The organism is uncultured Metabacillus sp., from assembly GCF_947503125.1.
Lineage (GTDB): Bacteria > Bacillota > Bacilli > Bacillales > Bacillaceae > Metabacillus.
In genome coordinates, this window is record NZ_CANNCR010000060.1 from 1 (window position 1) to 22,790 (window position 22,790).

Here is a 22,790-nt window from a genome sequence, read left to right on the forward strand (position 1 = left end):
GGCAAGTTTTTTGCATTTAAAGCCCTTTAAATCAAGGAATTATTAACTTTTTAATATATAAGTTTTGACAATACGTAGAAGTTCTAGGGGGGACAAGTATGAAGAAATGGATAGTTGCACTCATTATTGGAATGTTGCTGTTTCACATAAAACCAGCATTTTCTGAAGAACAATATGATTGGGAAGCACTAAATAAAATTTCTGACACAGCATTACAGTTGGCTAAGCAAGAAAGATTTAGCGAATCTGCCCAATTACTTGAATATTTTGCTGTAAAATTTGATGAAATACAGATTGATCGAAAGTATATATCTCTTGAACATCTTCGAACGATAACGAGTACGCATAAAAACGCGCTAAACATTGTTGAGGATGAAAAAGTAAGCACTGAAGAAAAGGTTCGTTCTTTAACTAAGTTTCGTCTTGTCGTGGATGCAATGGTGTCTGAGCATCAGCCATTATGGGGGTCAATGGAGTCCTCCATAATGGAGACTTTTTCGCAAATGAAAACGGATGTGGAGGAAGGAGATACCCAGTCCTTTCAACATGATTGGAATGAATTTATAGCTTTATATGAAGTAATCTACCCTAGTATTCAGGTTGATTTCGATAGCCAGCGGGTAAAAGAAATGGATGCCCATATTTCAGTTGTTGAGGATCGCCTCTTTCAAGAAATCCCTGAATCGAGCCGTGTTAAGCAATTGACTGTTATGGAAGAAGAATTAAAATCTCTGTTTGAGAGAGTAAAAGAGGATGAAGCAGATCCCTCTTTATTATGGGTAATGATTTCAACAGGAAGTGTTATTTTATTATCATTATCATATGCAGGCTGGAGAAAATACCGCGGAGAAAGGGAAAAAGCGGCAAGAAGGGAGAAAAATAATCAGCAATAAAAATAGCACCGGTAGGGCTGATCTGCAGGTAGCCACTTAAGAATGAACCTCTGTTATCATCTTTAATTCCTAAGTGGCTAAGGATTTGGTCAAATACAAAAAGTAATCCTTAAATTATGTATTAACACAGACTAAAATTAACGCTGCAACGGTTTTTTATTTTCATCTAATGTGAAGCCTTCACCTAAAACATCATGGACATCACTTACAGCAACAAACGCGTGAGGGTCGACTGCTGTAATCACAGATTTTAACCTTACAATTTCATTTTTTCCAACAACACAATACAAAACATCGCGATCTTGTTTTGAAAACGAGCCCTGTCCTTTTAAAATGGTAACTCCCCGTTCCATCTCTTCCATAATTCTTTTTGAAATTTCTTCAGAGTGGCTGGAGATAATTGTCGCACCCTTTGCAGCATAGGCTCCTTCCTGCATAAAATCAATAACGCGTGCTCCGACAAATACAGCAACAAGCGTATACATTGCTTCTTTATAGGATAAATAAGTAATTAAAGATAACGTAATAACACATAAGTCAAATAAAAACATTGTTTTTCCCATGCTCCAACCGAAGGAACGATGGGCCAGCCTTGCAATAATATCTACTCCACCAGTTGTTCCACCGTAACGGAAAATCGTCCCCAAGCCAATTCCAAGGAATACCCCCGCAAACAGAGCTGCAAGAGTCAAATCATCATTAAGCGGCATATCAATTTGATAACGTTGAAAAATCCATAAAAAGAATGACAAACCAATGGTTCCGATCATTGTGTAGAAAAAAGAAGTTCTTCCTAAAACGCGCCATCCGATTAAAAACAATGGTATATTTAATAGTAAGTTTGATATGGATGGATCGAAGTTAAAGAGAAAAAAAAGCATAAGGGTTATGCCGGTGAAGCCTCCCTCGGCTAAATTATTTTGCATATTAAAATGCACAAGACCGAATGCAAAAATTGCGGATCCAATTAATATAAATAAGATGTTTTTTAAGCGTATTTCTCCTAGCATAAGATACCTCCCCAAATTACGATCATGGCAAAGCTATTATAGTTGATCGTGAGTCAAGGTGCAAATTTTGAAAAAATGATGACGAAATAATTGTAAATCTTACAAGTATTAGCTAACATTGAAGAGAAAAGCAGATGAGGTGATATAGTTGGAGCAAAAGACAGTGAAAGACCTACAAAATGAGGTTGACCAATACATAAGTGGTTTCAAGGAAGGTTATTTCTCTCCATTAGCTATGATGGCTCGAATTACCGAAGAAGTCGGAGAATTAGCAAGAGAAATTAATCATTACTATGGTGAGAAACCGAAAAAAGCAACAGAAAAAGAAAAGGAAATTGAAGAAGAGCTTGGAGATGTATTATTTGTTCTCATATGTCTTGCGAACTCTTTAAATATAAACTTAGAAAAAGCACATGACCTTGTCATGAATAAATTTAAAACAAGAGACAAGGACCGCTGGACGAAAAAAGATTAAAACAATGTAAGAAAAAAAGCTTATTTCTAATAATAAAAGGAGTTTTGATTGATGGAAAACATTAAAATTGTTATTGCAGGTGCCCGCGGAAGGATGGGAAGTGAAGCTGTTAAGCTTGTTGAAGAAACAAGCCACTTTGAATTAGTAGCAGTAGTTGATCATAAGCATGATGGAAAAAGCTTGAAAGATATTGATGGGTTTGACGTTGATGTACCGATCTATACAGATATCGATAAATGCTTTTTCGAAACGTCCCCAGATGTGCTTATCGATTTAACGACACCTGAAATTGGTAAAATCCATACGAAAAAAGCACTTTTGAATGGTGTAAGACCTGTAGTCGGAACAACCGGTTTTTCTGATGAGGATTTAAAGGAGCTTCAGGAATTAACAGTTGAGAAAGGAATCGGTGCAATTATTGCCCCCAACTTTGCAATTGGTGCAATATTAATGATGAAATTTTCTCAAATGGCTGCTAAGTATTTTCAGGATGTGGAAATCATTGAACAACATCATGACCAAAAGCTTGATGCTCCTTCTGGTACAGGTTTAAAAACAGCTGAAATGATTTCAGCCGTTCGCGAAGAAAAGCAACAAGGGCATCCAAATGAAAAAGAAATTCTTTCAGGTGCACGCGGTGCAAATTATCAAGGTATTCGTCTACATAGTGTTCGTCTTCCAGGACTAATTGCACACCAAGAAGTCCTGTTTGGAGGAGATGGTCAAACGTTAAAGATTCGTCACGACTCTTATAATCGCGCTTCATTTATGTCAGGAGTAAAAGTAGCGGTTGAAAATGTGATGAAAGTAGATTTACTCGTATATGGGTTGGAAAACATTATCGAATAAAGGGGAAAATTAAAATGAAGATTGCATTGATTGCTCATGATAAGAAAAAAACAGATCTTGTTCAGTTTGTAATGGCATATAAACCTATTTTTAAAGATCATCAATTATTTGCTACTGGTACAACAGGTTTACGTATTCAGGAAGCAAGCGGTTTATCTATTCATCGTTTTCAATCTGGTCCGCTTGGGGGAGACCAAGAAATTGGTGCACTGATTGCTAAAAACGATATGGATATGGTTATTTTCTTTAGAGATCCGTTAACCGCACAGCCGCATGAGCCTGATATTTCAGCACTAATTCGTCTTTGTGACGTTTATTCCATTCCGCTTGCGACAAATATGGGAACAGCAGAGATTTTAATTCGCGGTCTTGAACGCGGTGATCTACAGTGGAGAGATGTCATTCATTCCAAAGAAAATAAATAAGTTGTTTGTTTTGATAAAATGTATGATTGCTTTCATGCTATTATCTGCTACAGGGAGTGGAAAACTTCTCTAAATGATGAAATCACTGCCTTAACCTTTATATAAACGAAGGAGAAGCACATGAGTCAGAAATTAGATATTCTTGCAATTGGAGCACATCCTGATGATGTAGAAATAGGGATGGGCGGAACGATTGCAAAATATACAAATAAAGGCTATAAAATTGGTATATGTGATTTAACAAAAGCAGAGCTTTCCTCAAATGGGACGATTACAATCCGTCAAGAAGAAGCAAAAAATGCAGGTGAAATTTTAGGTATTACTAAAAGAATCCAACTATCATTACCAGATCGTGGTCTATACATAACAGAAGCTGCTATTCACTCAATTGTTACGGTGATAAGAGAATGTCAGCCTACTATTGTTTTTGCACCATATTTTGAAGATCGTCATCCGGATCATGGTCACTGTGCAAAACTAGTTGAGGAAGCAGTTTTCTCTGCAGGTATACGCAACTATAAGGATGCTCTTGGCTATCCTTCACATCGTGTTCAAGCCCTTCATTTTTATATGATTAACGGATTTCACAGGCCGGATTTCGTGATTGATATAACCGATTCAATCGACAAAAAGATGGCAAGCCTGAGAGCATATAAGAGCCAATTTGAAAAGGTTGCAGGCTCAGCTGATACTCCATTAACAAACGGTTATATTGAAACGGTTGAGAGCCGGGAAAGATTATTTGGTAAAGAGGCTGGGGTGTTGTATGCAGAAGGATTTAAAACGAAAAAACCAATCTTGCTTTCAGCAGATTTGATAGGTGAAGGAAAATGAAAAAAAAATTAAAAATCGGCATTACCTGTTACCCTTCTGTTGGCGGGTCAGGAGTTGTCGCAACAGAACTGGGAAAGCTTCTTGCTGAACGCGGACATGAAATCCATTTTATCACCTCAAGCTTGCCGTTTCGTTTGAATAAGGTTTATTGCAATATTACCTTTCATGAAGTAGAAGTGAATCAATATTCAGTATTTAAATATCCGCCATATGATTTAGCATTGGCAAGTAAAATGGCTGAAGTAGCAAAAAGAGAGAAATTGGATTTATTGCATGTTCATTATGCGATCCCTCATGCCATCTGCGCTTACTTAGCGAAACAAATGGTTGCTGATAACCTGAAAATTGTGACAACACTGCATGGAACAGATATTACAGTTTTAGGCTATGATCAATCCCTTTCCGATTTAATCCGCTTTGGGATTGAAGCATCAGATAAGGTTACCGCTGTTTCTAATGCATTAGTAAATCAGACATATGACTTAATACAGCCGAATAAAGAGATTGAAACCGTCTATAATTTCATCGATGACCGTGTTTACCATAAAAAAGATGCAGCACATCTTAAGAGAGAATACGGAATTGGTGATGATGAAAAGGTTATTATCCATGTTTCTAATTTTAGAAAAGTTAAACGGGTTCAGGATGTTATCTATTCCTTTCAATTAATACAACGAAAGATAAAGGCAAAGCTATTATTAGTAGGCGATGGACCTGAGATGACGTACGTAAGCAGACTTGTTCGGGAATTAGGTCTTATTGATAATGTTCTTTTTTTAGGGAAGAAGGATAACTTAGAGGAATTATATTCATTGAGTGATCTCATGTTGCTGCTTTCTGAGAAAGAGAGCTTTGGCTTAGTGTTATTAGAAGCAATGGCCTGTGGTGTTCCATGTATCGGTGCAAATACGGGAGGTATACCTGAGGTTATTAATGAAGGTGAAACGGGCTACATATGTGAGGTTGGCGATATTGAAACAGTCTCACACAGGGCAATACAGCTTTTAACAGATGAAAAGTTATACCAGAAGATATCAGACCATGCGATCGTAACAGCAAGAAGTCTTTTTAACTCAGATAAAATTGTTTCCCAATATGAATCAATTTATTATGACCTGCTGGGACATTAAATATGAAATTTAGACATTCTATTTTCCCTTATCAATAAGGAGTTAAAAAAATGAACAGCCCTTTTGTTGAAGCAAGAACAATTTTGGATACATTACATCAAGCGGGGTATGAGGCTTATTATGTCGGCGGAGCAGTGCGCGACTTCCTCTTAAATCGTCAAATTGGTGATATTGATATTGCAACATCTGCAAAACCGGTGGATGTGCAACACCTATTTAAGCATACAATTGATGTCGGGGCAGAACATGGCACGATCATCGTGCTGCATAACGGCTCCCCATATGAAGTGACCACCTTTCGTGCAGAAGGTGAATACGTAGATAACCGCCGCCCTAGTCATGTAGTATATATTTCTTCGTTAATAGAGGATTTAAGAAGAAGAGACTTTACCATTAATGCGATGGCAATGGATATAAACGGTAAGATCGTCGATTATTTTAATGGCAAAGCCCACCTATCAGAGAAGCTTATTCAAACTGTTGGCTCTCCTGAAGAAAGATTTAATGAGGATGCGTTGCGAATGCTTCGAGCAGTTCGCTTTGTTAGTCAATTGCAATTTACACTCTGTCCAAAAACGAAAAAGGCTATAAGTGATCATGCTCATCTTTTAAAGGAGATTTCCGTTGAGAGGAAAACAGTTGAAATTGAAAAACTGTTAATGGGAGTCAATCAAAAACAGGCATTGGCGATGATTGTAGACACAAACATGCATTCTTATTTGCCTGGTTTAGAAAGGAAAAAGGACGAATTAATTCGGCTTTCTACTTATGACATGAGGGTTTTGAAAACGAACATAGAGCACTGGTCATTATTTACCAATTGTATTCAGCCAAGATCGGTTGAAGAGTTTTTAAGAAAGTGGAAACTGCCTAATAAATTAATAAAGGCAGTTAAGAAAAATATAGATTATTTAACTATCGTAAAAGAAAAGCAATGGTCAGACTTTTTATTATATGAAGCAGGGGTTGAAACAGCTGTTAGTGTAGAAAGGCTTTGTACGTTAATGATAGACCCTAAGCAGGTAGAGGGTAATGTAAAAAGAATTATTGATAGATTTCAACAATTGCCAATTCAAAGCAAAAGTCAGCTTAATGTAACTGGACATGATATTATCGATTTTCTTAAAAAAAAACCAGGTCCATGGGTTTCAAAAGTGATTTTTGAAATTGAAAAAGCAATTGTAGCCAAGAAACTAGAAAATAATAAGTCTGCAATAAAGGAGTGGCTAATGACATGCAATCTGGACTTCGATCAAAACTATTAGAAGCCTTCTCAAAAGCAGATGGAGAATTTTTATCAGGTCAAAAAATTAGTGAAGTTATCGGCTGCTCAAGAACTGCGGTTTGGAAGCATATCGAGGAGCTTAGAAAAGAAGGATATGAACTTGAAGCGGTGCGAAGATTAGGGTACCGGATAACAAAAAAGCCCGATAAAATAAGTAGTAATGAAATTCAACTAGGACTGAAAACCGAGCTAATGGGGCGTAATATTCATTTTGAGGAAACAGTTACCTCCACACAAAAAATCGCGCAAAGCCTAGCAAATGAAGGAGCACCGGAGGGGACAATTGTCGTTGCTGATCAACAAACAAGCGGAAGAGGAAGAATGTCCAGAGTTTGGTATTCCCCAAGTGGTACAGGAATTTGGATGAGTATGATAATTCGTCCGAAAATACCGATTAACCGAACCCCGCAGCTCACCCTTTTAACCGCTGTTGCGATTGTCCAAGCCATTGAAGAGCTTACCCCGCTCAAGCCGGATATTAAATGGCCAAATGATATATTGCTGAACGGAAAAAAAATCGTCGGAATTTTGACAGAGCTCCAAGCTGAAGCAGATCAAGTTCATTCAGTTATCATTGGAACAGGAATAAATGTTAACCAAACAAAAGAAGACTTTCCAGAAGAATTACAAAATGTGGCGACCTCGATCAAGGTCGAAACAGGTTCTGATTGGGAAAGAGCGCAATTTATTCAAACCATCTTATTGAAATTTGAGGGGCTTTATTCTTTATTTTTATCTCAAGGATTTAAGCCGATTAAGCTTCTATGGGAGAGCTATGCAATTAGTCTACAAAAAACCATCATTGCAAGAACCCTCAAGGGGACGATTGAGGGAAAAGCAATTGGTATTGATGATGATGGTGTTCTGCTAATTGAAAAGAATGATCAATCGATAGAGCGAATTTATTCTGCAGATATCGAAATGAAGTAATTTGTTTTACATGATAGCAATGAAGTGAATTTTCTGCTATACTTTCAAATGGGTAGTATCTTTTCGAACTACACCTTAGCAGTGAACATTGATTCATGAACCATTCTGTTTTGTAAATAGTAAAAGCAGAATCAATTAATACGTATGTTGACTTTATATTCTGCCTTGATCCAAAAAGGACTAGGACAGAGGGATGAAAACCGATTTATTTAGTATGCTCTCAAATCCTTCTTTCTTTGTCGAAAGAAGGATTTTTTACTTTAATGGAAAATGAATTCGGTGATTTCCTCCCCTTTCCTAACACAATTTTTTCTGCAAACTAGTAGGATGTAGCTTATGATACTATCCGTTTAAAAGTGGCAGTTACATCTTATAGCACTTTTTAGGAGGGGAAATATGAAAACGAGATTAGATTTTATGAAAATGAAGCAAAATGAGGAACCAATTACGATGCTGACAGCCTATGACTATCCTAGTGCACAGGATGCTGAGAAAGCCGGCGTAGATATGATTCTTGTCGGTGATTCTTTAGGAATGGTTGTTCTTGGATATGATTCAACCATTTCTGTTACGGTTGATGATATGGTACATCATACAAAAGCTGTCAAGCGTGGTGCTAAAGATACCTTTATTGTAACAGATATGCCTTTTATGTCTTATCATCTTTCAAAGGATGAATCGATGAAAAATGCTGCGCGCCTAATGCAGGAGGGTGGGGCAAATGCTGTTAAACTTGAAGGAGCAGACGGTGTTACTGAAATTATTTCAGCACTAACTTTTAGCGGCATTCCTGTTGTTTCTCATCTCGGCTTAACTCCACAAACTGTAAATGTTTTAGGTGGTTATAAGGTTCAAGGAAAGAGTGCCGAGGCTGCAAAAAAGCTAATTGAAGATGCGAAGAGGTGTGAAGATGCAGGTGCAATTGCTCTTGTATTAGAATGTGTTCCTCAACAATTAGCAAAGGAAATTACAATGCAACTAACGATTCCAACGATTGGGATCGGTGCCGGCAATCAAACAGATGGCCAAGTATTGGTCTATCATGATTTAATTGGCTACGGCTCAAGCCGTGTACCAAAGTTTGTTAAGCAATATGTAAATATAGCTGAACCGATTGAAACAGCTATTAGCAGCTATATTTCAGAAGTAAAAAACAGAACGTTCCCTGAAGCAAAACATTCATTTAAAATGAAGGAAGAAGAGCTATTAAGCTTATACGGAGGAGTAATAAAATGAATGTTGTCACAACAAAGAAGGAATTAATCAAGCAGATACATGAATATAAGACAAAGCAGAAATCAATCGGATTTGTACCAACAATGGGTTATTTGCATGAAGGACATATCAAGCTTTTAGAAGAAGCAAGAAAAGTAAATGATATTGTTGTTCTAAGCATTTTTGTAAACCCATTGCAATTTGGACCTAATGAGGATTTTGATTCATATCCAAGAAACCCTAAAAGGGATGAGGAGCTTGCCAGACAGGCAGGAGCAGATCTTCTATTTTTGCCAAGTGTAACGGAAATGTATCCTGAAAAACCTTCATATACAGTTACAGTACTGTCAAGGGTGAATGTATTATGCGGCAAGTCAAGAGAAGGTCATTTTGATGGGGTGGCAACAGTCCTTACAAAGCTTTTTAACCTTATCAAACCTGATCGGGCTTATTTTGGTATGAAGGATGCGCAACAAGTTGCCGTTGTGGATGGATTAATTCAAGAATTTCATTTTCCGATTGAATTAGTGCCAGTAGCAACAGTTAGAGAAGAGGACGGGCTGGCAAAAAGTTCGCGAAATGTGTATTTGACAGAATTGGAACGGAAGCAAGCGCCAGCGATTTATAGAAGTTTATTGGCAGCGAAGGAAAAAATAGCTCATGGGGAACGGGATAAAGAAAAAATAAAAACAACGATTTCATTAACGATCTCCAAAGAAACAGATGGAATGATCGATTATGTAGAAATATTGTCCTACCCTGGCATGGAGGAAATAAACAGCATTTGCGGTAAGATCATCATTGCTGTTGCTGTCAAGTTTACAAAAGCAAGGCTAATTGATAATATAACGATTGAAGTTTAGAGAGTTGAAATCATAGACAGTATTATTTGTTTGGAGGAGAGAAAATGTATCGTACAATGTTAAACGGCAAAATTCATCGTGCTCGTGTAACAGAAGCAAATCTTAATTATGTCGGGAGCATTACAATCGATGAAGATATAATCGATGCGGTAGGAATGGTTCCAAACGAAAAGGTTCAAATTGTCAATAATAATAATGGGGCAAGATTTGAGACATATATTATTCCAGGTGAAAGAGGAAGCGGTGTTGTTTGTTTAAATGGTGCAGCTGCACGATTGGTCCAAGAAGGAGATATCGTCATTATTTTAACTTATACGCTAATCCCTGAAGATAAGGTTCAATCGCACAAGCCTAAGATTGCCATCATGGATGAAAATAATAAAATCGTGGAGATATTAGGTCAGGAACCAGCCGCAACAATATTATAAGGATGCATTTATAAATACAGTATTTATTAATGATGATCATAAGGTCTGACTCTTAACTAATTGAATTCATCTTATAGGGGTGAATTCAGTCTTTTGTCATGAGTCAGTCCTTTTTTTATGTTGAATTATGGTATAGTAAAGGTATCGTTTAAAAAAGTAATACAATAGTATACATCTAAAAAGAAGCTGAATTTAAGTCTAGCTTTTCGATTTATTTCAAACACTAACAGAAACAAGCTTGCGTTTTTTATAGTAGAGGTGTAACAGATGAAAGAGCAACGATATGTTGTAATTGACCTAGAAACAACGGGAAATGCTCCTAAAAAAGGAGATAAGATCATTCAAATTGCCGCTGTTGTCATAGAGAACGGGCAAATTGTTGATAGATATATGAGCTTTGTAAATCCATTACAAGAAATTCCGTTATTCATTGAGCAATTAACAGGAATTACAAACGAAATGGTACAGGATGCACCTTCTTTTGAGGACATTGCTGAAGAGTTAATATCGTTGCTAAATGATGCTTATTTTGTTGCACATAATGTTTACTTCGATTTATCTTTCTTACAAGAAGAGCTCAAAAGCTGCGGATTCCAGTTTACTGGCCCTATTCTTGATACGGTTGAATTGGCAAGAGTCACATTTCCAACAGAAAAAAGCTATAAGTTAACAGATTTAAGTGAAGAATTTAATATGCTTCACGAATCTCCGCATCGAGCTGACAGTGATGCAGAGGTTACGGCTTTACTCTTATTGCAAATCCTTGAAAAATTCGAGGCTTTGCCTGTCATAACGCTGCAGCAGCTTTCAAAACTTTCGAGATCCTTTATTAGTGATATTGAGGATATCCTAGAGGAGATTATCGCAAATAAATTAGTAAATTTAAAGCAGCAAACAAAGAATGACCTACAGATCATTCGAACATTAGCTATAAAGAAGCTGCAATTAAATGATGATAAGCAAACAGATCGATCCATAGAAAAGAACGTGAAAGAAGAAGAGATACTTGAACTTTTTGAAGATAAAAATGGTAGGGTAAAGAGTATTTTCCCAACCTATCAGAACCGTAAAGAACAATTAACCATGATGAAGGAAATAGGTAAAGCATTACAAACTCATCAACATGGATTATTTGAAGCAGCGACCGGAAGCGGAAAAACCATTGCATACCTTGTACCAGCAATCATTTATTCAAAAAACGAGCAAAGACCAATAATTATTAGTACATATACAACAACTCTGCAAACACAAATAATCGAGCGTACGATTCCTTTTCTTGAAAGGATCTTACCTTTCAACTTTGAAACAGCTATTTTAAAAGGACAGCGTCACTATTTATGCTTGCAAAAATTTGAACAATCTTTAAAAGATCAAGAAGATAACTATGATTTTGTGTTAACAAAAGCACAGCTTCTTCTCTGGTTGACGGAAACAGATACCGGGGATGTCGATGAGCTTAATATTCCTTCTGGTGGGAAGGTTTTATGGAAGCAGCTTCAAGTTGATGCCTCGTCTTTTAAAAGCAACCCATTCTTTTCATTTTGCTATTATCAGCGGGCAAAGCAGAAGGCTTTAAATGCAAATCTTATTATTACAAATCACGCTTTACTATTATCAGATTTAAAACGTGAAGCAAAGATCTTGCCAAAATATCATGAGGTGATTATTGATGAAGCACATCATTTTCAAAGGGTTGCTACAGAACAGCTAGGAATTAGATTTTCGTATTTGGATGTCCACAGTGTCATCTCCCGCTTAGGTTTATTTCCTACAAAAGGGCTTATTAGGAGCTTTACGGATGTATTAAAAGATGCTGGTAATCAAACACATCAAGAATTACAGGAAATGGATCCATGTCTTTTACATTTACAAGAGGAATGCCACCAGTTTTTTTCTGCGATACATTCCTATGTGTTAACACGCAAAAAAGATTCTCAATTAAATCGAGCCTCATACAAATATGATGTGGGAAAAGAAAATAATCGAAAATGGGCTTCCATTGTAGAGCTTGCAAACCGAGTGAAGTTTTTGATGAATGATTTAATTAACTTGATGGAAAAATCCTTAAAGGTTTTGGATAAAGTATATGAAGATAAGCTTTCAATAAAAAATAAAATCGTTATTGAAGAGTTTAAACAAGTGATATCATTATTTAAAGAATATAAGGAATATCTTGGTTTTTTGTTTTTTTCCCAAAATGAAGCATTTGTTACCTGGTTTGAAATTGATTCAAAAGGTGCAAAAAATGCTGTTTCCATATATGCACAGCCGCTTGATGTATCAGAGTTTTTGGCAGATGAATTTTTTGCCAATAAGCAAAGTGCTATTTTAACTTCTGCAACCTTATCAGTAAACAAATCCTTTTCTTACGTGATGGAAGCTGTCGGATTAACAGATTTTTATCCGAAACAATTGCAGCTAAATGCACCTTTCCGTTACAAGGATCAGGTAAAGCTGTTTGTTCCGAGTGATATGCCATTTGTAAATGATGTTTCTGTTGAGGAGTATGCAGAGGCGTTAGCAGCGAACATAGGCAGTGTTGCTCAAATAACTGACGGAAAAATTCTTGTCTTATTCACCTCATATGAAATGTTGAAAAAAACGTATCAATTGTTAAAAGAAGATGAAACACTAGATGATTTTATCATTTTAGGGCAGGGAACGGGAAGCGGTAGTCGTTTAAGGTTAACAAAGAATTTCCGGCAATTTGAAAAAGCGATTTTGTTAGGGACAAACAGTTTTTGGGAAGGTGTTGATTTTCCTGGTGAAGAACTAACAGCCCTTATGATTGTTCGTTTACCATTTGCATCTCCTGACGAACCAATTGTTGCAGCTAAATGTCTGAAATATGAGGGAGAAGGCAAAAATTCCTTTTATCATTATTCTCTTCCAGAGGCGATTTTACGATTTAAACAAGGCTTTGGCCGTCTTATTCGAAATGAAGGAGACCGCGGGATATTGTTTGTCTTAGATAACAGGATCGTCTCAACTAATTATGGCAAAGATTTTCTAAAATCATTGCCAGAGCTGGAAGTAGAAGTAAAACCAATGCATTTACTAACACATTCAATTGAAAAATGGATAAAGTGAGACTTCCTACAGTGTGGATGTATTTTATCTGCACTGTAGGTTAGCGAAACTTATCGGATCTTTACAGACAGTTAACTCCCCTACACTTTTTAGTTAAAACATAAGAAAGTGGTTTTTATTGGCCTGTTAAGATGGGATAAAGTGAAAAATAGACTGATTTCATGCTTTTTTAGCATAAAATCAGTCCAAATTGGTGTGAGTTAGGAGAAAATTTATTATCAGCTAATTGGTATACATTGTTATAACGAATCGGTACAACAAGTTAAAGGTTGTTGTAAGCTTATTTTGTCCAGAGGAATGGGACATATAAGTTACAATATTTGTTTTACTAAGGAGGAAAATGACATGGAAAGTAAAATAGAAATTTTATCTACTGTGACAGTAAATCATTCGGATGACTTGTATAAAATAGTCGACTTGTTAAATCGGACGCTAAAACGAGAAGATTTAATGTTCGGTTTAGCACTTGAGCAGGAAGATAAAAATAAGTGTGTTTTTACAATTTATCGTACATAAGGAAGATGCAATAGATGAAGAAAAAAACAATCACGACGTTAATCATAACAGTCAGTATCTTGTTTATTATAGGGATTTTGGTTTTTTCAACAACATATAATACGGCAAGGGAACAATATGCCAGCGGTCATGAACAATCAAAAGCACTTGCATTAGAGAAAGGAAAGCTGTCTTCAGTCGGAACAATCGAAACCTATTATGGACAGCAAAAATTCCATGTTATGACAGGGGAAAATAGCAACGGTGATAAAGTTTATGCTTGGGTTATGCAATCTGAAAAAGATCAGCAGGTTATTGTTAAAAAGCAATCAAGTGGAATCACGAAAAAACAAGCAATTACAACCGTGCAAAAAGAGTATAACCCCGTTAAAATTATTGATGTGAAATTAGGTATGGATGAAGGCATACCGATATGGGAAGTTAAATACGTAGATGAGTCAAATCGATATACTTTTGATTTGGTAAACTTTTATGATGGTGAGATTGTAAAGCATATGGCAATTAAGAATACCGCCCAATCATAATGTTCGAACCGTTGCTACTCCAAATAAAAATAAGTATAATAAGTGTTGTTAATACATAAAGTGAGATTTCTGGGTTTTTACCCTGAAGATTGGAATAAATGATAAGTCATCGGAGCTTTTTTGGAGGGAATTTTCGTGAAAACAACAATAGCTGAAGTAGGAAAATATGTTGGAAAAGAAGTGACAATTGGCGCTTGGCTTGCAAATAAACGCTCAAGTGGAAAAATTGCATTTTTACAATTACGTGATGGTACGGGATTTATTCAAGGTGTTGTTGTCAAAGCAGAGGTAGCTGAAGACATGTTCAAGCTGGCTAAATCCATTACACAAGAAACATCAATTTATGTGACAGGTATTGTCAGAGAGGATGAACGTTCACCTTTTGGCTATGAACTTGGTGTAACAAACATTCAGGTAATTGCTGAATCTGTTGATTATCCAATCACTCCGAAAGAGCATGGAACCGAATTTTTAATGGATCATCGTCATTTATGGCTACGTTCCAAACGTCAGCATGCCGTAATGAAGATAAGAAATGAAATCATCAGGGCAACCTATGAGTTCTTTAATAAAGAGGGCTTTGTAAAAGTTGATCCGCCTATCTTAACCGGAAGTGCTCCTGAAGGGACATCAGAGCTATTTCATACGAAATATTTTGATGAAGATGCCTATTTATCACAAAGCGGACAGCTTTATATGGAAGCAGCAGCAATGGCGTTAGGAAAGGTTTTTTCGTTTGGACCTACCTTTAGAGCAGAAAAATCAAAAACACGACGTCATTTAATTGAATTCTGGATGATTGAGCCTGAAATGGCTTTTTATGAGTTTGAGGATAATTTAAAGGTTCAAGAAGATTATGTATCCTATATTGTCCAAAACGTCCTAAAAAACTGTTCCCTGGAACTTAATACACTAGGAAGAGATACCTCTAAACTAGAAAAAATTACGGCTCCTTTTCCGAGAATTACTTATGATGAAGCGCTTGAATTTCTTCATAAAAAAGGATTTTCAGACATTACATGGGGCGATGATTTTGGTGCACCGCATGAAACGGCGATTGCAGAGGCTTATGAAAAGCCGGTATTTATTACACATTATCCAACAAGCTTAAAACCGTTTTATATGCAGCCGGATCCAAATCGTGAAGATGTTGTATTATGTGCTGATTTAATTGCACCTGAAGGTTATGGGGAAATCATAGGTGGCTCAGAACGTATTCATGATACCGCATTGTTAAAGCAACGTTTAGATGAGCATAAATTGGATCCTGAAGCCTATAAATGGTATGTTGAACTGCGTCAGTATGGATCTGTTCCACACTCCGGCTTTGGACTAGGCCTTGAACGAACGGTAGCATGGATCAGCGGTGTCGAACATGTTAGGGAGACAATTCCATTCCCACGTTTATTAAACCGACTTTATCCGTAAAGATAGACAAATAAGCAGACAGTAAAAAACAGACTCTTAATCGCTTATAAAAGCTTTTCAAGAGTCGTTTTTTATTATTTATCCATCATTTAATGATTGGCAAAATCAACCGAGTATGAATGTATACAATGTTTGTAACGGGCATGTTATACTTGAGATGAGGTGTGTTTGATGAACAAGGAGCAGTTTATATCTCTACAAGAAACAGGGAGTGTATCAATACCCGTTATTTTATTTGATTATTATGCAAAATTAGGATTAAATGAAGAAGAATTAATGATGATCTTACAGGTAAAGAAATTTAAACAAAATGGCAATCATTTTCCAACCCCGACAGAGCTTTCCAGTCATATGTCAATCCCTACTTCAGCTTGTACTTCCATATTAAGAAGCTTAATTCAGAGAGGTTTTTTAACGATAGAGGAATGTGAAGAGAATACAATCCTTTTTGAGAATTACTCCTTAAAACCGCTATGGGATAAATTGTATACGTATATGGAACAGGAAAAAAGTAAACAGGAGCAGGAACTTACCCAGCAAGAGGATCAAAGTCTTTATACCATTTTTGAGAATGAGTTTGGACGACCATTATCACCATTTGAATGTGAAACATTAGCGATCTGGATTGATCAAGATGATTACGATCCGGTGATTATAAAAGCAGCTTTGCGCGAAGCTGTTATGTCCGGTAAATTGAATTTTCGGTATATTGATCGGATCTTATTTGAATGGAAAAAGAATGGAATACGGACGATTGATCAAGCGCGGAACCATGCGAAAAAATTCCGTCAACATCAAGGAAATAGTGCAAATAAACAAATAAGCAATGAAGATTACCAACGAAAAGTTCCATTTTATAATTGGTTGGAGAGCTAGCCATTCGCTATAGAAATCGGAAATTAACAGGCAAATATAAAATTATAGTCGTAATTGATGTAAAAGAAGGTGTAAGAAATGTTAACAAAAGCCCAAATTCGCGAATGCTTAAATACATTTCAAGCAATGTTCCCGGATGCACATTGTGAACTGGTACATGAAAACCCTTTTGAGCTTGTAATTGCGGTTGCGTTATCAGCACAGTGTACAGATGCATTAGTGAATAAAGTAACGAAAAATCTTTTTGAAAAATATAAAAAGCCAGAGGATTATTTAGCTGTTTCCTTAGAGGAATTACAAGAAGACATTAAATCGATTGGATTGTACCGAAATAAGGCAAAAAATATTCGAAGACTTTGTGAAACACTAATTGAAAAATACAATGGGGAAGTTCCTCGTGAACATGAGGAATTAACAAAGCTTGCTGGTGTTGGCCGAAAAACAGCTAATGTAGTTGTATCAGTTGCCTTCGGTGTCCCAGCGATAGCAGTAGATACCCATGTGGAAAGAGTAAGCAAGCGTCTAGGTATTTGCCGGTGGAAGGATTCTGTTCTTGAGGTAGAAAAAACCTTAATGCGAAAGATCCCTAGGGAAGAATGGTCAGATACGCATCATCGCATGATTTTTTTTGGTCGCTACCATTGCAAGGCACAATCGCCTAAATGTGAAGTCTGTCCGCTTTTACATCTATGCCGTGAAGGACAAAAACGGATGAAAAAAGGAAAGGCTTTACATGCAAAAGAACAATAGAAATGAATATTTGGTTCCGAAATCATTTCTTTGCTCACCGTTTTTTAAAGAGGACGGTCTGTTTTCTAACTATAATGGGATAGATTTTGAGGAGATCTTGAAAAAAGAACCCTTCTATTTTGATATGCTGCATGTATTAGGGGAAGAATTAAATGAAAAGCCATGGATGAATCCTGAACGCACAATCCCAACTGTAATAGAGCAATGGACGAAAATAATGACCTCTCTTCATAAAGCTTTTACTAACCGAGAGAAAGGGTTACAGAAAGAGGAAAATATGATTCACTCCATTTCATTATTTGTCATTAGTCTATATTGGGCAAATCAAAAGCCTGTGTCTAGTTTATTGCCTGCTGAGATGATGATCTCACAGCTGCCGTTAAAACCTGCAAATTGTGAGGAGCGTTTATCCTTTATTATCAATAAACCTTCTGGGTATCATTCGTTTATCCAGCTTCAGCAATTATTTAGTGAATTTGAAAAAATGTTCTCTAAATCATTAGCCATAAAACGTTTTAATCATTCAAAAAGGATCCCTCCAATAGAGTGATCCTTTTTGTGTTTATTATTTAATTTTCTTGTTCTTCTTCCTCGTTTGTTCCGTTAATGTCCAAGGGAATCTCTACATCTACAGGCGGTTGTGTTTCAGTACCACCATTATTTTGGCCATCCTCAGTTTGAGTGCCGTCATTATTTTCGGTATTTCCGTTGTCGTCATTACCATTCCCGTTGCCATTTCCGTTGTTATTACCGTTCTCTTCGTTATTCCCGTTGCTAGAACCATTTTCGTTTTCATTGCTGTTCCCGTTGCCATTCTCGTTCTCATTTTCGCTGCCCTCATCAGATTGATTTTCTTCTTCATCAGGAAGCACTGGAACGTCAATTTCTGCTTTAGGGACTTGAATTTTCGTTGAAGCCGTGCCACTGCGATTACTATTGTCTTCATCACTTACTGCTACAACCCTAAAGGAATAAGTAGCTCCAGGTGTAACATCAGCTATGGCATAACCCATATTTTTTGAAGTACTAACAACTTGGTATTGCCCGCCATCCACTGATTGGCTTACCTCAAATGAAACATTCTCTAATGCACCCTCATCATAGCCCCAGTTTAGGCTAATCGAATTTGTTACTTGATCATAGTTAACTGATAAGCTTGATGGTTTATCAGGTTTTACTTTTACATATTTCTTTGATTCCTTTTTAGGTGCAGTCCCTTTTACAAAGTATTCCTCTGTAACCATATTATCTGGAGTAAACTCACTAGCTAAAACGGGTTCTTTCGATCCTTTTTCAATATATTTTTTCACGACACTGTCTGGCTGTTCGAAGTCTGAAGTATCGCCACTTGCAATTTCGGAGAATACCCCTTTAAACATCGCTCTTGCTAGTTTCTGATCTTCCGATGTTAAATAAACCTTATCACTATCCTGTGAAATATTGTATCCGGTCCAAACGGCTGCGGTATAGTTTGGGTTGTAGCCGACAAACCAGGCATCCTTTGCTGCACCAGAAGGAACATCATATTTTTCTTTATCCTCCGCAGAAAAGTTTGTTGTTCCCGTTTTTCCTGCGATATTAACACCAGAAATCTGAACCGATTTACCAGTCCCATACTCAATAACTGATTTCATCATATCCGTAATCATGAAAGCAGTATAATCGCTCATAGCTTCTTCCGGTTCTGGTGCCAGATCAATTTCGGTCCCATCACTTAAAACAATTTTCTTAACCGCATGTGGCTCAATGAAAATCCCATTATTACCAAAGGCGCTAAAAGCTCCAGCCATTTGGAGAGGGGATACCCCATGTGAAAATCCGCCGATCGCATAAGGCTCGTAGATTTCCGGTAGAGGAATGCCTAATCCCTGGGCAAACTCTTGCGCTTTCTCTAAACCAACCTCTTGCAATGCTTTTAAAGCAGGAATGTTTCTGGAATAGGCTAATGCATCACGAATCGACATTTGGCCCATATAATCCCTATCCCAGTTATTGATCGGTGTTCCGTCACTATACGTATATGGTTGGTCATCAAGTTGTTTATATGTTGACCATTTCAAGTGTTCAATAGCAGGAGCGTAATCTAGGACCGGCTTAATTGTTGAGCCTGGCTGGCGTCTAGTATCTGTTGCATAATTGTATCCGCCAACCGGCTGATTGCGTCCGCCGCCAATCGCACGGATTTCACCTGTTTTTGTATCAAGTAAGGTAATGCCGGCCTGCATCTTATCATCCGGAAAATCGATGCTGTCGCCGTTTAAGACATCTTCGACAGTTTCTTGTGCTATAGGATCTAAGGTTGTATAAATTTTTAACCCCGCTGACCCGGCATCAATGTCTGTTTTTTCTTTAACTTCTTCAATGACTTCTTCAACAAAAGCATGGTATGAGTTTGCTTTTTCAGTTGGTTCAATAACTGTTGATTGAACCGGGATTTTTTTGGCTTCATCAGCTTCCGCCTCTGTAATGAATCCATGCTGAGCCATTAAACTTAAAACAATATTGCGTCTTTTTTCAGCGTTTTCCGGATTCGTTCTTGGGTTATAATTATTTGGACTTTGCGGCATTCCCGCAATCATCGCAGCCTCATGAAGCTCAAGCTCACTTAGCTCTTTTCCATAGAAGGATTCTGCAGCTTGTGCCACTCCATAAACGTTTCCAGGAAAATAAATTTTGTTTAAATACATTTCTAAAATTTCTTGTTTAGAATATTTTTGTTCCAATTGAAAGGCTAACCATATTTCCTGTACCTTCCGTGAAATGGTTTTATCGGTTGTTAATAATGAGTTTTTAATGACCTGCTGGGTAATTGTACTAGCACCTTCAGCACCGAAACCTTCTTGAACATTAGCGACAAGAGCACCACCTAAACGAATGATATCGATTCCGTTATGCTCATAAAAACGGGCATCCTCTGTTGCAAGTACTGCCTCTTTAAGGACTTTCGGTATATCATCATACGGAACGTACGTCCGTTTCACCTGACCGAATTCTGTTATTTCATTTCCATTCATATCGTATATTATGGATGAAAATGAATCCTTTAGCTTTTTGTCATCTAATTTAGGTGCACCAGCAACGATGGCTGCAAATGTAATCCCGCCAGCTACCATTCCGACAATACCAATGGCAAGCAAGCTTAATAAGATTTTTTTCCAAAGCGGTGCAGATTTATGAATTTTATTCTTTTTTTTCTTTGCCGTTTTTTGAGTCTGTAGTTTTCTACGTTCTTCACGACTCTTATATTGTTCTGACATTTTACTACCAACCTTTCATAATAGGCTTTCATGAAAAAGCGTTATTATAAGTCTGCATTTATGAGCTAGTTTGCTAATTGCCTAGCCATGGGCACAAGCTTGCAACGATACAGTCAAGTGCGATGTATCTTAACTGCAAGCGCCAAGCACCATAAGGGTTAAGGCGCTCATGAATAAAAAGTATCCATACCTTTTATTCATGAACGTCTTATCTCTTTGGGTGCTTGCATTTTTGATACTACCTTAAAAGTATAGTTTATCGATAATCTTAAGATAGTCAATCCTAGGTTGGTATCCTAATGTGATTTTATGGCCATATTCATTAAGTTCATTTAAGGAAATAGACTTCCTGCCACCGGATTCCTGACGATTCCAAAAGGTAAAAAGATGTCGTGCCTCAAGATAATAACATGTATCGAATGCTGATAAAATAACAAAGCTTATTCCACCTTGATCCACAACATTTTTCATATGATCAATTTGATGGGCATGAAAATTTTGCAAAGGAAATGAAGTTTTGTTTTTTGTTTCCTTTGCTTCAAAATCAATATATTTTCCCCTGTAAACTCCATTGTAATCAGTTGTTGAACTTTGTTTAAAATAAGCCTCTTTAATAACGGCTGCACTTCTTCTTGGGTAATCTACATGAACAATCTGAACCGGTGTCGGCTTTTTATGTATGACAGCTAATTTATTTTCAAGATAATAAGTATTTGTCTCATTTAAATCCTCTTCAAGCGTCATTCCTCGATTGCTATAGGTGATGTCTTGCTGCTTTTTCGGTTTAATTTGTTCCTTTGGTTCATAAGGCTTTCCGTTTGGATAACGAAAAATCATAGTTAACCTCCTAAAATAAACTACTACTTATCATACCAAAAATCTCAAGAAAGGAATGATAAAAAAGTTTCAATTTTGTTAAGTGTACATACCAATTATTTAGGAGACGATAATTGGTATGGGGTGGATACAATGATTAAAAACAAAGCGAATGAACAAAAGCTTTTATGTAAACAAGAAATCATTACATCTATAGATCATACGACAAGAATCAAAAATTACGACAATATCTCCCGAACAAAAGCATATGAAGATTTTTATCGGCATCATCCTGAAATTAAATGGGCATTTCTCGCAAGTTTGGTTTCAAGAAATGCTGGCTGGAGTATGACAGATCTACAAGGGAAATGGTTCAGAAAAGCTTTAAGCATGGAACAGAGATCCTTACTTTTTATGACATATGAATGTGCTAATTGGACTATTTTTCAAGATGCATTTCCACAGCTTCTTTTATATCAGTGGTCGAAAAGGGTAAAAGAGCCATTATTTGATTTACTTGAACATTTCGATGTGTCGCAATTTATGGTTCATGAATGGAAAGAGTTTTGGTTGAACCGCAATACTGAACGATTAATGGTTGCTCTTATTATTAATGAGCAGAATGTCATCCAGTCTCCAGTGATAAACAATGCTCTATATAAGCGTCTAGTGTTTAAAACTATACCTTATCGGATCCAAAATTTTCTACATTTTAGTACAGTTGTTTTTCCGACCTTGAATGGCAAGCTGTTTGGTTTTTCTGTTACAAATTTTGACCAATTAACAAATCGGATTGAGCTTGGGAAGCGTTTGGCATGGCTTCTTTTCGATGCTGGTTTGTATCATTCCTTTTTAGCTTTTTCAAAATCTGTTCCACATACAGGCTCAAGGTTTGATTATGAACAATTCTTTCCCGAAAAAAGGAAAAGAGAAACTCCCTTATTACGAACAGCTTATCCAGAGGTTTCACATACTATAGACGTTTCAAAGCAGGATTGGTTTCATGGACAATCAACAAAAAAGTGGTTTAAAGTGAGAAAGATACCAAAAAATTATGAATTAACGGAGTGGTTTAAACATAAACAAGGTCAACTGCATTTATTATCCTTGTTACAAGAATATGGATAGGTTACACTTAGCTGGACAAAAAAATTAAGGGCTAGCAGACTGATAGAGAAATAAGTATATCAACCCTT

General features: G+C 36.8%; 22 protein-coding genes. 19 read left to right on the forward strand and 3 right to left on the reverse strand.

All coding sequences use genetic code 11. From position 1 onward, the window contains the following. The first annotated feature begins 98 nt into the window (after positions 1-98). Positions 99-893 carry a sporulation protein YpjB gene (gene ypjB / locus Q1B07_RS22330; protein ID WP_299094158.1) on the forward strand — a complete coding sequence of 265 codons (795 nt, stop codon included), beginning with the start codon at positions 99-101 and terminating at the stop codon, positions 891-893. Positions 894-1,030: 137 nt separating this feature from the next. On the opposite strand, the gene Q1B07_RS22335 is transcribed toward ypjB, so the two are convergent. Then, positions 1,031-1,903: a YitT family protein gene (locus Q1B07_RS22335; protein WP_299094157.1), complete on the reverse strand. Its 873-nt coding sequence runs from the start codon at positions 1,901-1,903 to the stop codon at positions 1,031-1,033. Positions 1,904-2,051: 148 nt separating this feature from the next. Between Q1B07_RS22335 and Q1B07_RS22340 the strand changes: the two genes are divergently transcribed. The 17 genes from Q1B07_RS22340 (at position 2,052) to Q1B07_RS22420 (ending at position 18,071) form a co-directional block, all read left to right on the forward strand. Further along, complete coding sequence (locus Q1B07_RS22340; protein ID WP_299094155.1) at positions 2,052-2,378, forward strand: nucleotide pyrophosphohydrolase; 327 nt, start codon at positions 2,052-2,054, stop codon at positions 2,376-2,378. Positions 2,379-2,429: 51 nt separating this feature from the next. Further along, positions 2,430-3,227 carry a 4-hydroxy-tetrahydrodipicolinate reductase gene (gene dapB, locus Q1B07_RS22345; RefSeq protein ID WP_299094154.1) on the forward strand — a complete coding sequence of 266 codons (798 nt, stop codon included), beginning with the start codon at positions 2,430-2,432 and terminating at the stop codon, positions 3,225-3,227. 14 nt (positions 3,228-3,241) lie between these two features. Further along, positions 3,242-3,652 (forward strand): methylglyoxal synthase, encoded by a 411-nt coding sequence (gene mgsA / locus Q1B07_RS22350; RefSeq protein WP_299094153.1) that lies wholly within the window; start codon positions 3,242-3,244, stop codon positions 3,650-3,652. Between the two features lie 120 nt (positions 3,653-3,772). Continuing rightward, a complete protein-coding gene (bshB1, locus tag Q1B07_RS22355) occupies positions 3,773-4,486 on the forward strand; it encodes a bacillithiol biosynthesis deacetylase BshB1 (protein ID WP_299094152.1) in 714 nt (237 codons plus the stop codon). Further along, complete coding sequence (gene bshA, locus Q1B07_RS22360) at positions 4,483-5,616, forward strand: N-acetyl-alpha-D-glucosaminyl L-malate synthase BshA (protein ID WP_299094150.1); 1,134 nt, start codon at positions 4,483-4,485, stop codon at positions 5,614-5,616. The genes bshB1 and bshA overlap by 4 nt, the downstream gene beginning before the upstream one ends. Positions 5,617-5,666: 50 nt before the next feature. After that, entirely contained in the window at positions 5,667-6,881 is a 1,215-nt protein-coding gene (locus Q1B07_RS22365; RefSeq protein ID WP_299094148.1) for a CCA tRNA nucleotidyltransferase, read from the forward strand. Then, positions 6,851-7,831: a biotin--[acetyl-CoA-carboxylase] ligase gene (locus Q1B07_RS22370; RefSeq protein WP_299094147.1), complete on the forward strand. Its 981-nt coding sequence runs from the start codon at positions 6,851-6,853 to the stop codon at positions 7,829-7,831. The genes Q1B07_RS22365 and Q1B07_RS22370 overlap by 31 nt, the downstream gene beginning before the upstream one ends. Before the next feature lie 396 nt (positions 7,832-8,227). Then, positions 8,228-9,067, forward strand: a complete 840-nt coding sequence (gene panB / locus Q1B07_RS22375) for a 3-methyl-2-oxobutanoate hydroxymethyltransferase (RefSeq protein ID WP_299094145.1) — start codon at positions 8,228-8,230, stop codon at positions 9,065-9,067. Continuing rightward, positions 9,064-9,909, forward strand: a complete 846-nt coding sequence (gene panC, locus Q1B07_RS22380; protein WP_299094144.1) for a pantoate--beta-alanine ligase — start codon at positions 9,064-9,066, stop codon at positions 9,907-9,909. The genes panB and panC overlap by 4 nt, the downstream gene beginning before the upstream one ends. 44 nt (positions 9,910-9,953) lie before the next feature. Further along, on the forward strand, positions 9,954-10,337 hold the full coding sequence (gene panD / locus Q1B07_RS22385; RefSeq protein ID WP_299094143.1) for an aspartate 1-decarboxylase: 384 nt from the start codon (positions 9,954-9,956) through the stop codon (positions 10,335-10,337). Positions 10,338-10,604: 267 nt separating this feature from the next. Beyond that, on the forward strand, positions 10,605-13,427 hold the full coding sequence (gene dinG, locus Q1B07_RS22390; protein WP_299094141.1) for an ATP-dependent DNA helicase DinG: 2,823 nt from the start codon (positions 10,605-10,607) through the stop codon (positions 13,425-13,427). A 345-nt stretch (positions 13,428-13,772) separates the two neighbouring features. After that, on the forward strand, positions 13,773-13,943 hold the full coding sequence (locus tag Q1B07_RS22395) for a YpmA family protein (RefSeq protein ID WP_299094139.1): 171 nt from the start codon (positions 13,773-13,775) through the stop codon (positions 13,941-13,943). 14 nt (positions 13,944-13,957) lie between these two features. Then, positions 13,958-14,467 (forward strand): DUF5590 domain-containing protein, encoded by a 510-nt coding sequence (locus Q1B07_RS22400; protein WP_299094138.1) that lies wholly within the window; start codon positions 13,958-13,960, stop codon positions 14,465-14,467. A 135-nt stretch (positions 14,468-14,602) separates the two neighbouring features. Continuing rightward, positions 14,603-15,895 (forward strand): asparagine--tRNA ligase, encoded by a 1,293-nt coding sequence (asnS, locus tag Q1B07_RS22405; protein WP_299094137.1) that lies wholly within the window; start codon positions 14,603-14,605, stop codon positions 15,893-15,895. A 171-nt stretch (positions 15,896-16,066) separates the two neighbouring features. Further along, positions 16,067-16,771 (forward strand): DnaD domain-containing protein, encoded by a 705-nt coding sequence (locus Q1B07_RS22410; protein ID WP_299094136.1) that lies wholly within the window; start codon positions 16,067-16,069, stop codon positions 16,769-16,771. Positions 16,772-16,849: 78 nt separating this feature from the next. Continuing rightward, the gene (gene nth, locus Q1B07_RS22415) at positions 16,850-17,521 is read left to right on the forward strand and encodes an endonuclease III (RefSeq protein ID WP_299094135.1); all 672 of its coding nucleotides are present in this window, start codon (positions 16,850-16,852) and stop codon (positions 17,519-17,521) included. Continuing rightward, positions 17,505-18,071 (forward strand): YpoC family protein, encoded by a 567-nt coding sequence (locus Q1B07_RS22420; RefSeq protein ID WP_299094134.1) that lies wholly within the window; start codon positions 17,505-17,507, stop codon positions 18,069-18,071. The genes nth and Q1B07_RS22420 overlap by 17 nt, the downstream gene beginning before the upstream one ends. Positions 18,072-18,090: 19 nt before the next feature. Here the strand turns inward: Q1B07_RS22420 and Q1B07_RS22425 are convergent, their stop codons facing one another. Both Q1B07_RS22425 and recU read right to left on the reverse strand, forming a co-directional pair. After that, entirely contained in the window at positions 18,091-20,778 is a 2,688-nt protein-coding gene (locus tag Q1B07_RS22425; protein ID WP_299094133.1) for a PBP1A family penicillin-binding protein, read from the reverse strand. 243 nt (positions 20,779-21,021) lie between these two features. Continuing rightward, positions 21,022-21,612: a Holliday junction resolvase RecU gene (gene recU / locus Q1B07_RS22430; RefSeq protein ID WP_299094159.1), complete on the reverse strand. Its 591-nt coding sequence runs from the start codon at positions 21,610-21,612 to the stop codon at positions 21,022-21,024. A 135-nt stretch (positions 21,613-21,747) separates the two neighbouring features. Between recU and Q1B07_RS22435 the strand changes: the two genes are divergently transcribed. Continuing rightward, positions 21,748-22,722, forward strand: a complete 975-nt coding sequence (locus tag Q1B07_RS22435) for a DUF2515 domain-containing protein (RefSeq protein ID WP_299833770.1) — start codon at positions 21,748-21,750, stop codon at positions 22,720-22,722. The last annotated feature ends 68 nt before the right edge of the window (positions 22,723-22,790 follow it).

What these genes read in the sequence shown, in the direction of transcription:
- ypjB (WP_299094158.1), top strand. Translation starts at nt 99, where the DNA reads ATGAAGAAATGGATAGTTGCACTCATTATTGGAATGTTGCTGTTTCAC.
- Q1B07_RS22335 (WP_299094157.1), bottom strand. Translation starts at nt 1,903, where the DNA reads ATGCTAGGAGAAATACGCTTAAAAAACATCTTATTTATATTAATTGGA.
- dapB (WP_299094154.1), top strand. Translation starts at nt 2,430, where the DNA reads ATGGAAAACATTAAAATTGTTATTGCAGGTGCCCGCGGAAGGATGGGA.
- mgsA (WP_299094153.1), top strand. Translation starts at nt 3,242, where the DNA reads ATGAAGATTGCATTGATTGCTCATGATAAGAAAAAAACAGATCTTGTT.
- bshB1 (WP_299094152.1), top strand. Translation starts at nt 3,773, where the DNA reads ATGAGTCAGAAATTAGATATTCTTGCAATTGGAGCACATCCTGATGAT.
- bshA (WP_299094150.1), top strand. Translation starts at nt 4,483, where the DNA reads ATGAAAAAAAAATTAAAAATCGGCATTACCTGTTACCCTTCTGTTGGC.
- Q1B07_RS22365 (WP_299094148.1), top strand. Translation starts at nt 5,667, where the DNA reads ATGAACAGCCCTTTTGTTGAAGCAAGAACAATTTTGGATACATTACAT.
- Q1B07_RS22370 (WP_299094147.1), top strand. Translation starts at nt 6,851, where the DNA reads ATGCAATCTGGACTTCGATCAAAACTATTAGAAGCCTTCTCAAAAGCA.
- panB (WP_299094145.1), top strand. Translation starts at nt 8,228, where the DNA reads ATGAAAACGAGATTAGATTTTATGAAAATGAAGCAAAATGAGGAACCA.
- panC (WP_299094144.1), top strand. Translation starts at nt 9,064, where the DNA reads ATGAATGTTGTCACAACAAAGAAGGAATTAATCAAGCAGATACATGAA.
- panD (WP_299094143.1), top strand. Translation starts at nt 9,954, where the DNA reads ATGTATCGTACAATGTTAAACGGCAAAATTCATCGTGCTCGTGTAACA.
- dinG (WP_299094141.1), top strand. Translation starts at nt 10,605, where the DNA reads ATGAAAGAGCAACGATATGTTGTAATTGACCTAGAAACAACGGGAAAT.
- Q1B07_RS22395 (WP_299094139.1), top strand. Translation starts at nt 13,773, where the DNA reads ATGGAAAGTAAAATAGAAATTTTATCTACTGTGACAGTAAATCATTCG.
- Q1B07_RS22400 (WP_299094138.1), top strand. Translation starts at nt 13,958, where the DNA reads ATGAAGAAAAAAACAATCACGACGTTAATCATAACAGTCAGTATCTTG.
- Q1B07_RS22410 (WP_299094136.1), top strand. Translation starts at nt 16,067, where the DNA reads ATGAACAAGGAGCAGTTTATATCTCTACAAGAAACAGGGAGTGTATCA.
- nth (WP_299094135.1), top strand. Translation starts at nt 16,850, where the DNA reads ATGTTAACAAAAGCCCAAATTCGCGAATGCTTAAATACATTTCAAGCA.
- Q1B07_RS22420 (WP_299094134.1), top strand. Translation starts at nt 17,505, where the DNA reads ATGCAAAAGAACAATAGAAATGAATATTTGGTTCCGAAATCATTTCTT.
- Q1B07_RS22425 (WP_299094133.1), bottom strand. Translation starts at nt 20,778, where the DNA reads ATGTCAGAACAATATAAGAGTCGTGAAGAACGTAGAAAACTACAGACT.
- Q1B07_RS22435 (WP_299833770.1), top strand. Translation starts at nt 21,748, where the DNA reads ATGATTAAAAACAAAGCGAATGAACAAAAGCTTTTATGTAAACAAGAA.